We start from the raw sequence: 11,023 nt of genomic DNA, 5'->3' as shown, positions 1-11,023 counted from the left end.
TTGCCGGTGAGCGGCGCGCGGGCGCTCCCGGGCGGCGGGCGGCTTGGGCGGGGCTGCGCGCTACGGGATCTCGATCGCCACCGGCTCTGACACCGCCAGAGCCGCCGGGCCCTCCACCACGTACACCTGGGGCACGTCACGAGCGAGCACCTCTTTGAGCACGTCGGCGGGGACGTCGCAGTTGCGGGCAACGGCCTCGCCGTTCTCGTCGAGCTCGTCCGTGCAGTAGTCCGCGAGGCGAGGGTCGTCGCGCAGCGGCGACGAGCCAATGGAGTACGAGAGCGTGCCGATGTTGCTCACACCCTCGTCGCTGAGCGCTCGCGCGATCGCCGCCTCCTCGCCGAGGAGCACCGGCGCCACGGCCCAAATCTCATACTTTCCGGACGGCAGCGCGGCGTTCGCCTCGTTGAAGGCCTCGGTGGCCTCTTGGGCCGCCTGGATCTCTTCGTCGGTGGCCGTGCCAAAGTCGATGCCGGCCCAGATTTCCGCGAGCTCGTCCGCGACGTCGCACAGCGTGGGGCCGGTCAGCGAGACTCCCTCGCCCGCGAGCGTCTTGGAGCCGGGGATCGCCACGTAGTACTGGGGGACGTATTCGGCACCCCAGTCCGGGGAGACCACCTTGCCGTCGCGCGTGACCACGTAGTACCCCTCGGCGCCGAGGAACGCTACGGGGTCTTGGCCCTCGGGCGTGAAGTACGAGCCGATGGCGAGCGCATCGACCCCGTTCTCTTGGGTCTGTTCAACGTCGGCGGTAATCAGCACGCCGTTCGCCACAGCTGGCGCACCAGCCCATTCGTCTCCGCACGCAGGGCGCTCTACCAGGCCAGATGCCTGCTCAACCACGGCGTCGAGGTCAAACGTGAGATGCACATAGGCTATGTCGCTCGCCGACGCGGAGGGCGTGGGAGAAAGGCTCGGCGCCGCGACGTCCCGCGAGTCTTGCCACCACTTCACTCCGAACCAACCGATGGCCGCGGACGCGAGCGCAACCATCAGCGCGGCAGCGATCTTCAGCGCCTTGGGCACGGCGAAGTCTCCTCAAGGAGGGTGGGTGGGGTGCGTCCGTCGGCGGACGCACGCACAGCGTAACAAAGCGGCGCGGGCGTGTGCCCCGCGCGTGCGCGAGTAGCGCGCATCGTCCCCCTTTTGTTGTGACCGGCCCCTGCTACTAGTAGAACGTCACCCACCCACTTTTCGTGGGGTACGGACCATCACAAATCGGTCACGATCAGCGGTTGCGCGACCGCGCCACCGCCGCGCCAACGCCGAGCGCGACCAGCAGCAGGCCCACGAGCACCCACACGGCCGACGGCGTTGCGGGCGGGTAGGCATCGGTGGGTATCGGCTCGTCGGGGGTCGCACTCGGGCTGGCCGGCACCGCCTCGAGCGCGGCATCCAGCGCGTCCTCAATAACCGGGGTCCACGCGGCGGCGAGGACGGCGTTGCCGGAGTCATTGGGGTGGATGCCGTCGTCGGTGTCCACCGCGGGGTCAAAGCCGCTCGACAGGTCCGCATCGAAGACAGGCGACTCCGCAGTGGAGACCCCTTGCGCCCACCCGGGCAGCGTCGCAGCGAGAGCGGACTGCGCCGCATCGCACCCACACACTCCGGAGTCGATGGGAGGCGGCGTGCCAACCACCACGGTGACGGACGGGTTGTAGTCGCGATACAGCTCGAGCAGCTTGTCGTACTGCTCGAGTACCGCGTCAGCGCTGGACCCGCCAAGGAGGTCGTTCGTGCCCAGCAATTGCACGATCACCTGCGGCTGGTACTGCTCGAGCACCTTGTCCCGCGCCAGCTTCACCCACGCGCGCGTGCTCGTGGCACCGCCAATCCCGGTGTTGTCGGGATCCCACGCAGAGCCAATCGTGTTGGTCACGTCCCCGCACTCGTTGACGGTGTTGATGCCCACCATCTCGAGGTCGTACCCAGCATCCGTGAGTGACACCCACACCGGCGCGCGCCAACACCCAGGAGACCCGGTGAGCGAGTCGCCAACGAACATGACCCGCACGGTCTCGCGTTCTGGGGCTGGGGTGGCGAGCGCGGGGGCTCCCAGCCCAAGCGCCGTAAGCGCAACGCCAAGCACAACGCCAAGCGCAACGCCGATCACCACGGCGAGCGAGCGTGGAACCCCCATGCCCGGAACCTACTCCCAGCGCCTGCGGCGGATGGCGCGCGACACCAACACCGCGCCAACCACCACACCAACCACCACAACCACGCCAATCGCCACCGACGCCGCCGACGGCGCGGAACGTAGCGCCACAGGCTTGCGGAAGCGCAGCATGCCCCAGCCGTGGTCAAGCGCCGCTCGCCGCAGCGCGCGGTCTGGATTCACGGCGTACCCGTTGCCCACCACGGACAGCATGGGCATGTCCGTGATCGAGTCGGAGTACGCGTAGCTGCGCGAGAGGTCGTAGCCGCGCTCTGCCGCGAGCTCCTTCATGGCCGTGGCCTTGTTCTCGCCGAACGCGTAGAAGTCGATCTCCCCCGTGAAGTGCCCGTCCTCAACGGCCATCTTGGTGGCGATCACGGCGTCCGCGCCGAGCAGCCGCGCGATGGGCTGCACCACCTCTTCCGCGGACGCACTCACGATGACCACGTCCCGCCCAAGCTCGTGGTGCGCGTGAATCAGCTCAAGCGCCTCCTCGTACACCACGGGATCAATGTGCTGCTCAAGGGTGTCGTCAAGAATTTCGTTGAGCCGCGCCACGTCCCAGCCGCGGATGAGTTCGCTCAGGGCATCCCGCAACCGGTTGGTCTTTCGCTCGTCAGCGCCGCCCATGTGGAACAGCAGCGCGGCGTAACCGGTGCGCAGTGCGGCGGTGCGCGTCAGTAGCCCGCCCTCAAGCAGCGGGCGCGAAATGGCGCTGGACGAGCTCATCGCAATGATGGTCTTGTCCAGGTCAAAGAACGCCGCTGGGCGCGTCTCGGTGGCCATTCACCCTCCTTCCTCAAGGGTATCGGTGCAAACTGACATTCCCGCAATACCTAACCTGCGTCCCCCGTTAGGGGTCAGAGGCCGGTTATCCACCGTCGGGCCGCCCGACGCTGCGGCAAGTAACGCCGCCACGTCACCCTTTCCCCATGGTCGCCCACGCAAACCCCCTTGCCAACCTGCTCGCGACGCCCGGCGTCACCGACGTGCTCGTGCACGGGCCTGATGACGTGTGGGTGGACCGCGGACTTGGGTGCGAACGCGCCCCCGTGAGCTTTGACGGGCCCGACGCTGTGCGGGCTTTGGCGGTGCGGCTCGCCGCAGCGGCGGGCAGGCGCCTTGATGATGCGCAGCCAACGGTGGATGCGCGCCTGCCGGATGGCTCTCGCCTGCACGCGGTGCTGCCGCCCGTGGCGGATGGGTGCACGGCCATCTCGATCCGGCGGGTGAGGAGCGAGCCGTTCACGATGGCGGATCTGGTGGCGGCGGGGATGCTCGCGCCGGTGGTCGCGGACGTGCTCGCGGCACTTATTGCGGCGCGGGCAAGCCTGCTGGTCACGGGAGGGACGGGCGCGGGAAAGACCACACTCGCGTCGACGCTGCTTGGTCTCGTGGACCCGCGCGAGCGCGTGGTGATTGTGGAGGAGGTGGGGGAGCTGAGGCCGACCCATCCACACGTGGTGCGCCTTGTGGAGCGGCGCGTGAATGTGGAGGGTGCCGGTGGCGTCGGGCTCGAGCGGCTGGTGCGCGAGGCGCTCCGGATGAGGCCGGATCGCATCGTGCTTGGCGAGTGCCGCGGCGCGGAACTGCGCGAGGTTCTCACCGCCTACAACACCGGGCATCGCGGTGGGCTCACTACCCTGCACGCGAACTCCGCGAGCGACGTCCCTGCCCGGTTGGCCGCGCTGGGGGCGCTCGCCGGGCTGCCGGATCGCGCGACGCACCGGCTTGCGGCGGCGGGCTTTGACGCGGTGGTGCACGTGGAGCGAGGGCCGTCGGGGGCGCGGAGGGTGATCGAGGTGGCGGTGCTCGCGGTGACCGCGCGGGGGCTCGCGGTGCGGTCCGCGCTGCGCGACGAGCACGGGGGTGGCGGGGCCGGCGTCACGCGCGGGCCTGGGTGGGAGGCGCTCGCGGCGATGGCGGCTCATGGCTGACGCGGTCGACGAACTCGTCGACGCCGCCTCCGTGGTGGGGATGCTGCGGGCGGGCTTGTCGCCGGGTGACGCGTTCGAGGCCGTTGGCTGGGGACAGGTGGGTGAGGACGGCGCCGCCGCGGGTGCCGCTCCCGAGTTCGCGGTGGCCGCGCGGCTTTCGCACGCGACTGGCGCCCCACTCGCCCCGGTGCTGGAGGCGTGCGCCGCCGCGCTGCGGGAGGAGGCAGAGGCCGCGCTCGCTCGTGATGTGGCGCTCGCGGGCCCGCGCCTGTCCGCGCGCGTGCTCGCGTGGCTTCCGGCGGTTGGGCTTGGCCTTGCGGTGCTCGTGGACACCAGCGTGCTTGCGGTTCTGGGGAGTCCCGTTGGGGTGGCGCTCGTGGGTGTGGGTGCCGCGCTCACGCTGGCTGGGAGGTGCTGGATGAGGCGGCTCGTTGCGCGCGCCTCTCCGGCTCCGGATCCCACGGGGGTGTCCCTCCACGCGGTGCGCGCGGCGATGGCCGCCGGGGCGGATGTTGCGAGTGCGCTCGCGGCGGTGGGGCTCGCGATGACTCCGGAGAAGCGCTTTTGGGCGGCGGGCGAGCGCTTGCAGGCGGTGGCGCTCGCGTTGTCCGGGGGCGAGGCGTGGGCCGCCGCATGGGTGGGCGGTCCCGAGCCGCTCGAGCGCGCGCTGCGCCTCGCGTGGGAGCGCGGATCCCACGCCGCGCCCATGCTGCTCGCCGTGGCGTCGGGCGAGGACCTGCGCCGCCGCAGGGCCGCCCAAGTGGCCGCAGGGGAGTTGTCCGTTCGCCTCACCATTCCGCTCGCGCTGTGCCTGCTTCCCGCTTTCGTCGTGGTGGGCATCGTGCCGCTGCTCGTGGCGCTCATCGGTGGCCTTCGGTAAGCCGCGTCCCCAGGTGAGGCCGCTCGGCAGGTTATCCACCGCGGCCGGGGGTGGGCCAAGCGAGCGTCCCTGTGGCCGAGGCACGGTGGTCCCAACGGAAGGAGGAGGCATGAAGAAATGGAGCTGGCGCGGGCTGGACCTGCGCAGCGACACGGGCATGGCCACCGCGGAGTACGCGCTCGTGACGGTCGCGGCGGCGGCATTCGCGGGAGTGCTCATCGCGTTGCTCAAGTCAGCAGCGGTGCGGAACCTGTTGACGGGCATCATCAAGTCCGCGCTCGGCGGCTAGCGATGAGAGGCGATCGCGGCTCGGCCACGGTGGAGTTCGCTCTCACGCTTCCCGCGGTGGTGCTGGTACTGGCGGTACTGCTCGCGGGGGCTCGCCATACCGCCGACGCTGCGGTCGCCAGGGAGGCGGCCGCCACTGCAGCCAGGGTCGCGTTGGTTGACGGCGCTGCCGCGGGCCAGCGCGCAGGGGCGGCCGTGTCCCCTGGGCGGGTCTCGGTGCGCCTCGCCACCGACGGCGGCTGGTGGGTGGCGACCGCCACGTTACGGGGTGCCGGCCCGCTCCCCGACGTCACGGCCGTCGCGAAGGCGTATCAACCATGAGAAGGGACACGGGAAGCGCCTCGGTGATCGCGGTGGCCGTGCTCGCCGTGGCGGTGGTGATCGCGGTGCTGCTCGCCGCTCTTGTTGGTCACTCGCGGGACTGTGCCGCCGCCAAGGCGGCCGCGGACTTGTCCGCGCTCGCGGGCGCCTACGCGGCAAGGGCGAGCCTCGATGGCGAAGGTGAGGGGGCATGTGCGGCGGCACGCCGCACGGCCGCCGCGAACGCGGCGGCGCTCACCGCATGCCACGAATGGGGTGACGGCTCGGTGCAGGTGACCGTAGCGTCGGGCGGTGCCATGGCGAGTGCGCGAGCGGGGCCGGACATGAAAGGGGCCCGGCGGTAGCTCGGGCTGAGGGAACCGAACTACCACCGGGCCGGCCCGGCAAAGCCGGAGGAACTGAGGGAATCCTCCGGGCCAGGCGGGACGCTCCATGGCGTCATCCCCCAGTCAATCTCACGCCATACCTGTTACAGAAACATCCTGAGCCCAATGTGACGCATATCACACGGAGCGTCCCGTTTGTCTAGTTCGTTACGGTCACCGTGCCCAGCGAGGTCCACACCGTGAAGGAGATGTAGTCGCTCTCGTCGGGGGCGGGAGCGATGATCGGCTCCACGGCTTCGTCGCCACCGTCGCCACCGTCGCCGCTCGAGACGTTGCCGTTGGCGACCTCCGCCTCATCCTGGCGGGCCTGGGCTTCCGCCTCGGCTCCGTACGCGGTGGCGTACATGCCGCCAAGGTAGATGTCCTGCGCGCTCAGCACCGTGTACTGGCCTGGGCCCACGGTGGCCTGGCCGGTGGAGGTCCAGCAGCCGTTGACGTCACGCCACAAGTAGTCGCCGCGTACGGACTGACCGGGAGCGAGGTAGCCGGTCTCAGGGGCGTAGATGAGCTTGTCGCCGCCCTCGGTAGCGGCGGCCACGTCGCCGTCGGCGGTGAACGGCATGACCTGGCCGCCGTTCTGGTTGGGGTTGACCGGGTAGGCCTCAGCGACCACCTTGCCGTTCTTCACCAGGACCAAGCGGGGGGAGGCGCCCTCGTAGAACCCGGGCAGAGACCACTCGGAGTCATTCGTGACCCCGTAGTGGATCATGGGGTTGCCATCCACGATCCAGCCGTAGCTCACGTGGAGGCTCGACGGCAGGTTTGCGGTGGCGGTCAGCCAGTTGAGGTCTGCGGACTCCTTGGGGAAGCTGTCGGAGACTCCATCCATGGGGCACCCGTAGTAGCTGGTGTTCCACAGCTCGCCGTTCGTGTCGCGGCTGTCGCCCGTGAGGACCACGCGCTGCGTGCCGGGCTTCATGCTCCACGGGCCAAGCACCAGGGCGGCCTCGTAGGCGGCGCGGGCCTCATCGCTCGTGAGGGCGTCGCTCGGCAACGTGGGCTCCGGGTCCACGGGATCCACGGGGTTGAGGTACTGCTCGAACGGGTCCTTGGCGGGATCGCCAGCGATCGTCAGCTCCACCGTGTTGGAGATCGAGTAGCTGATGAGGTCCGTGATGTCGAGCGCCGCGTCGTCCTCTACCGCCACGTCGCTCGAGACCGACGTGTCAGGGTCCACGGTGGGCTCGGTGCCGGGGTCCACTGCGGGCTCTCCCGTGGGCTCCGGAACCGGCGGAATCTCGCCAGACAGCAGGCTCGTCATCGTCACGAGCGTGTAGTTGCCCGCCGGCAGTGCGGTGCCATCCCAGCAGTTCACCAAGTCAACGGTCGCGGGGACGGTGAGCGGAGTGTCGGCCGTGACGGCGTGGTCAATGGTGTCCCACGCGGGGCCAACGGTGCCCACGATGAGGTCGTTCCACACCACGTAGACCGTGGCGGAGTCCACCGTGAACTCGCCCGAATCCTTGGTGCTGTAGCCGAGGTCCACGGTCGCGGCGCCGTCGTTGATGCCGGTCACCGCGACGGTCGAGTCAACGGGACCCTGCGGGAAGGCGGTGAAGTCGAGGCCAAAGCCGCAGCCACCCTGTGCAAGCTCGGAGGTTCCGCGCGAGGGGTCGGCAGCGCCGCCCTCGACCGCGCCAAGGTCCGCGGGAGCGGCGCCATCGTTCTCCGCAGGAATCAGCGCGGTCTGGTTCGCGACCACCCCGGTGACACCGGCGAACAGCAGCGCCGCGGCGCCAACTCCCACCACACCGTTGGCGCCAACGCGCACCGCACGGTTGCGCCGGGCGCGCGAGCGCACGGCAGAGGTCGACACGTGAATCTCCTCAACGGGAGCCTGCTCAGCGGCTCCTCGCAATGCGTCAGACATCTTCATGATCATTTCCCTTTCCCGAAGCCCGTGGGGGCGTCACCGTGGTCTGCTCGTTCTCGTCGTCGATCTCGCCAAGCGCCAACTGCAGGCGCCCCATGGCGTCCGCGAGGTAGCGCTTTACCGTTCCCTCGGCGAGCCCAAGGTGACGCGCAATCTGCGGCACCGTGAGGTCGTCGAAGTAGCGCAACACAACGCATGCCCGCTCCCGTGGTGAGAGGGTTGCCAAGGCGGCGTGAACGTCGGACCCCGCCTCGACGGCGTGAACCGGATCCCGCGAAGGCTCCTCTTCCCTGAACAGGTGCTGGACGCGTTGCCAACGCTGCGCGCGGCGATACTCGTCGATATAGACGGAGGTGATGGAGCGTCGGACATAGCCCTCCGCCGTGACCACCGTGAGGCCCTTGCGTTCGCGAGAAAAGGTGCGCACCAGCGCGTCTTGCACAAGGTCCTGTGCCTTGGACGCATCGCCGCACACCAGGAACGCGTAACTCAGCAGCGCACGCTCGCGGTCGCGCACTAGGCGCTCCATCGTGTCTTGCCACTCAGCCATGAGTCCTCCGGGTTGGTAACCGCCGTTCGCAATGTCGACGAACAAGTCGCGCAAATCGTTGGGGGGCGGTCGCCGGTGAACCCATCGTCCCCTAGACTCGCCAGGTACGTAAGCCGCCGTGACAAGGGCGTCACGGCTCGTCAAGGAGGACGAATGCTTCCCTCGTCGGTCCAGGCCATTTCGGTCTCTTCCGGAAACATCACCACTGTTGTCATCATTGGCGTGATCGCCGCGCTGTCACTGGCAATGTCCTGGTATTTGCGCCAACAGGTGCTCAAGTACAAGGACGGCACCGCCAAGATGCAAGAGATCGCGGGCGCGGTGCAAGAGGGCGCATCCGCGTACCTCACGCGCCAGTTGCGCACACTGTCGGTGTTTGCGGTGGTCGTGTTCGCGCTGCTGTTCTTGCTTCCCGGTGACATGGATGTGCGCATTGGGCGCTCCGTGTTCTTCCTGGTAGGTGCCGCATGTTCCGCGACCATTGGGTACATGGGCATGTGGCTCGCGGTGCGCGCCAACGTGCGCGTGGCGTTCGCTGCCACCGAGGACGAGGGCCGCGCCAAGGGTGCGCGCATCGCCTTCCGCACCGGCGGCGCCGTGGGCATGGGCGTGGTGGGGCAGGGCCTCGGTGCCGCCGCCCTCGTGGTGCTCCTCTTTAAGTCCGACGCTCCTGCCGTGCTTGAGGGATTCGGCTTCGGTGCCGCTCTGCTCGCCATGTTCATGAGGGTTGGCGGCGGTATCTTCACCAAGGCGGCCGACGTTGGCGCCGACCTTGTGGGCAAGGTCGAGAACCACATCCCGGAGGACGACCCCCGCAACGCCGCGACCATCGCGGACAACGTTGGAGACAACGTTGGCGACTGCGCGGGCATGGCGGCCGACCTGTTCGAGTCTTACGCCGTGACCCTCGTGGCGGCGCTCATTCTTGGCAAGGTGGCGTTCGGTGAAGAGGGGCTTGTGTTCCCGCTCATCGTCACCGCGATTGGCGCGATCACCGCGGCCATCGGCGTGTTCATCACCAAGGTGCGCAAGGGCGAGCCGGGCCTCAAGGCGATCAACCGCGGCTTCTACACGTCCGCCGTGATCGGTGCGGTGCTCGCCGTGATCGCCGCGTTTGTCTACTTGCCCTCGACGTTTGCGGGCTTCAACGGATCCTCGCTCACCGACGCGGACCGCGACCCCCGAGTGGTGGCCGCGGTTGCGGTCATCATCGGCATCGCACTTGCCGGTGTGATCTTGTGGCTCACCGGCTACTTCACGGACACCGCCAAGCGCCCCACCAAGCGTGTAGCCCGCACCTCTCTTACTGGCGCGGCCACTGTGGTGCTCTCCGGCATCGGCATTGGTCTCGAGTCTGCGGTGTACACGGCGCTCGTGATCGGTGGCTCCATCGTGATTCTGTTCACCGTTGCTGGCGGCTCCATTGGCCTGTCACTGTTCCTCGTGGCCCTGGCCGGCTGTGGCCTGCTGACCACGGTTGGCGTGATCGTGGCCATGGACACCTTTGGCCCGGTCTCCGACAACGCGCAGGGCATCGCCGAGATGTCAGGCGAGGTGGACGAGGAAGCCGCGAAGACCCTCACGGACCTGGACGCGGTGGGCAACACCACCAAGGCCATCACCAAGGGCATCGCGATCGCCACAGCCGTGCTGGCCGCGACGGCGCTGTTCGGCTCGTACTCCGATGCCGTTGGCACCGCGCTCGCCGAGGCTGGCGGCGCGATCACCGACTTCAGCTACGAGATCATCCACCCGCTCACGCTCGTTGGCGTGATCATCGGTGGTGCCGTGGTGTTCTTGTTCTCGGGGCTGGCTATCGACGCCGTGACCCGTGCGGCGAGCGCCATCGTCTTCGAGGTGCGCCGCCAGTTCCGCGAGATGCCCGGCATCATGGACGGCACGCAGCGCCCCGAGTACGGGCGTGTGGTGGACATCTGCACGCGGGACTCGCTGCGTGAGTTGGCCACGCCTGGCCTGTTGGCCGCGATGGCGCCCATCTTCGTTGGCATGGCACTTGGCCCTGGCGCGCTCGCTGGCTTCCTTGCCGGCGCCATCGGCACCGGTGTGCTCATGGCCGTGTTCCTCGCCAACTCGGGTGGCTCGTGGGACAACGCCAAGAAGATCGTCGAGGACGGCCACCACGGCGGCAAGTACTCGGCGGCTCACGAGGCCACGGTCATCGGTGACACCATCGGTGACCCGTTCAAGGACACGGCCGGACCGGCTATCAACCCGCTGATCAAGGTGATGAACCTGGTGGCAGTGCTGATCGCGCCCGCCGTGGTGATGCTCTCCTATGGATCCGACGCCAACCCATGGCTGCGCGGCGGGATCGCGTTCATTGCTGCGGCCGTGGCTGTGGGCGCGGTGTACGCGGCGGCTCGCCGTGCGCACCAGGGCGGCATCGCCTCCGAGGTGGACTCCGCGGTCAACGACCTCGGCGACAACTCGCCAGGGGATGTGGTGAACGCGGAACTCGCGGAGGCGGACGCAGCCGCGAAGGAGTAGATCAAGCGCGATAGGTCTAGCGCGAGGGGCCCGGGTCAAGAGACCCGGGCCTTCGTGCGTCTGGGGCGCGCTTCCCGCGCCGCCCGCGCCGCCCGCGCCGCCTGCCCCGCGCACCCGGCCCC

The 11,023-nt window shown here is 68.9% G+C and carries 11 protein-coding genes; 6 read left to right on the top strand and 5 right to left on the bottom strand.

Going from position 1 to position 11,023, the window contains the following annotated elements:
* Positions 1 to 60: 60 nt before the first annotated feature.
* The 3 genes from QM618_RS09520 to QM618_RS09510 all read right to left on the bottom strand — a co-directional run bounded on the left by QM618_RS09520 (position 61) and on the right by QM618_RS09510 (position 2,944).
* Positions 61 to 1,026, bottom strand: coding sequence for a hypothetical protein (locus QM618_RS09520; RefSeq protein WP_428097729.1), 966 nt, complete (start codon positions 1,024 to 1,026; stop codon positions 61 to 63).
* Positions 1,027 to 1,228: 202 nt separating this feature from the next.
* Positions 1,229 to 2,140 carry a GDSL-type esterase/lipase family protein gene (locus QM618_RS09515; RefSeq protein WP_428097726.1) on the bottom strand — a complete coding sequence of 304 codons (912 nt, stop codon included), beginning with the start codon at positions 2,138 to 2,140 and terminating at the stop codon, positions 1,229 to 1,231.
* Between the two features lie 9 nt (positions 2,141 to 2,149).
* Positions 2,150 to 2,944: an HAD family hydrolase gene (locus tag QM618_RS09510; RefSeq protein WP_428097723.1), complete on the bottom strand. Its 795-nt coding sequence runs from the start codon at positions 2,942 to 2,944 to the stop codon at positions 2,150 to 2,152.
* 146 nt (positions 2,945 to 3,090) lie between these two features.
* Here QM618_RS09510 and QM618_RS09505 point away from each other — a divergent pair, with 146 nt between their 5' ends.
* From QM618_RS09505 to QM618_RS09485, 5 genes are all read left to right on the top strand, one after another.
* Entirely contained in the window at positions 3,091 to 4,095 is a 1,005-nt protein-coding gene (locus QM618_RS09505) for a TadA family conjugal transfer-associated ATPase (RefSeq protein WP_428097719.1), read from the top strand.
* The gene (locus QM618_RS09500) at positions 4,088 to 4,975 is read left to right on the top strand and encodes a type II secretion system F family protein (protein WP_428097717.1); all 888 of its coding nucleotides are present in this window, start codon (positions 4,088 to 4,090) and stop codon (positions 4,973 to 4,975) included. Before QM618_RS09505 ends, QM618_RS09500 begins: the two co-directional genes overlap by 8 nt.
* Before the next feature lie 109 nt (positions 4,976 to 5,084).
* Positions 5,085 to 5,264 (top strand): DUF4244 domain-containing protein, encoded by a 180-nt coding sequence (locus QM618_RS09495; protein ID WP_428097714.1) that lies wholly within the window; start codon positions 5,085 to 5,087, stop codon positions 5,262 to 5,264.
* Positions 5,265 to 5,266: 2 nt separating this feature from the next.
* Entirely contained in the window at positions 5,267 to 5,584 is a 318-nt protein-coding gene (locus tag QM618_RS09490; protein ID WP_428097710.1) for a TadE/TadG family type IV pilus assembly protein, read from the top strand.
* A complete protein-coding gene (locus QM618_RS09485; RefSeq protein WP_428097707.1) occupies positions 5,581 to 5,928 on the top strand; it encodes a hypothetical protein in 348 nt (115 codons plus the stop codon). Before QM618_RS09490 ends, QM618_RS09485 begins: the two co-directional genes overlap by 4 nt.
* A 181-nt stretch (positions 5,929 to 6,109) precedes the next feature.
* On the opposite strand, the gene QM618_RS09480 is transcribed toward QM618_RS09485, so the two are convergent.
* Together QM618_RS09480 and QM618_RS09475 are read right to left on the bottom strand one after the other, a co-directional pair.
* Entirely contained in the window at positions 6,110 to 7,846 is a 1,737-nt protein-coding gene (locus QM618_RS09480; RefSeq protein WP_428097701.1) for a hypothetical protein, read from the bottom strand.
* The gene (locus tag QM618_RS09475; protein ID WP_428097697.1) at positions 7,833 to 8,393 is read right to left on the bottom strand and encodes an RNA polymerase sigma factor; all 561 of its coding nucleotides are present in this window, start codon (positions 8,391 to 8,393) and stop codon (positions 7,833 to 7,835) included. Before QM618_RS09475 ends, QM618_RS09480 begins: the two co-directional genes overlap by 14 nt.
* Positions 8,394 to 8,546: 153 nt before the next feature.
* Between QM618_RS09475 and QM618_RS09470 the strand changes: the two genes are divergently transcribed.
* Positions 8,547 to 10,901, top strand: a complete 2,355-nt coding sequence (locus QM618_RS09470; protein ID WP_428097694.1) for a sodium-translocating pyrophosphatase — start codon at positions 8,547 to 8,549, stop codon at positions 10,899 to 10,901.
* The last annotated feature ends 122 nt before the right edge of the window (positions 10,902 to 11,023 follow it).

The sequence above is a fragment of the Demequina sp. genome, from assembly GCF_049841215.1.
Classification (GTDB): domain Bacteria; phylum Actinomycetota; class Actinomycetes; order Actinomycetales; family Demequinaceae; genus Demequina.
The sequence above is the reverse complement of the archived record's forward strand: the minus strand, read 5'-3'. Positions and strand labels throughout refer to the sequence as shown.

Coding starts and splice junctions, on each gene's coding strand:
- QM618_RS09495 (WP_428097714.1), top strand. CDS start 5,085: ATGAAGAAATGGAGCTGGCGCGGGCTGGACCTGCGCAGCGACACGGGC.
- QM618_RS09475 (WP_428097697.1), bottom strand. CDS start 8,393: ATGGCTGAGTGGCAAGACACGATGGAGCGCCTAGTGCGCGACCGCGAG.
- QM618_RS09510 (WP_428097723.1), bottom strand. CDS start 2,944: ATGGCCACCGAGACGCGCCCAGCGGCGTTCTTTGACCTGGACAAGACC.
- QM618_RS09490 (WP_428097710.1), top strand. CDS start 5,267: ATGAGAGGCGATCGCGGCTCGGCCACGGTGGAGTTCGCTCTCACGCTT.
- QM618_RS09515 (WP_428097726.1), bottom strand. CDS start 2,140: ATGGGGGTTCCACGCTCGCTCGCCGTGGTGATCGGCGTTGCGCTTGGC.
- QM618_RS09480 (WP_428097701.1), bottom strand. CDS start 7,846: ATGAAGATGTCTGACGCATTGCGAGGAGCCGCTGAGCAGGCTCCCGTT.
- QM618_RS09500 (WP_428097717.1), top strand. CDS start 4,088: ATGGCTGACGCGGTCGACGAACTCGTCGACGCCGCCTCCGTGGTGGGG.
- QM618_RS09485 (WP_428097707.1), top strand. CDS start 5,581: ATGAGAAGGGACACGGGAAGCGCCTCGGTGATCGCGGTGGCCGTGCTC.
- QM618_RS09470 (WP_428097694.1), top strand. CDS start 8,547: ATGCTTCCCTCGTCGGTCCAGGCCATTTCGGTCTCTTCCGGAAACATC.
- QM618_RS09505 (WP_428097719.1), top strand. CDS start 3,091: ATGGTCGCCCACGCAAACCCCCTTGCCAACCTGCTCGCGACGCCCGGC.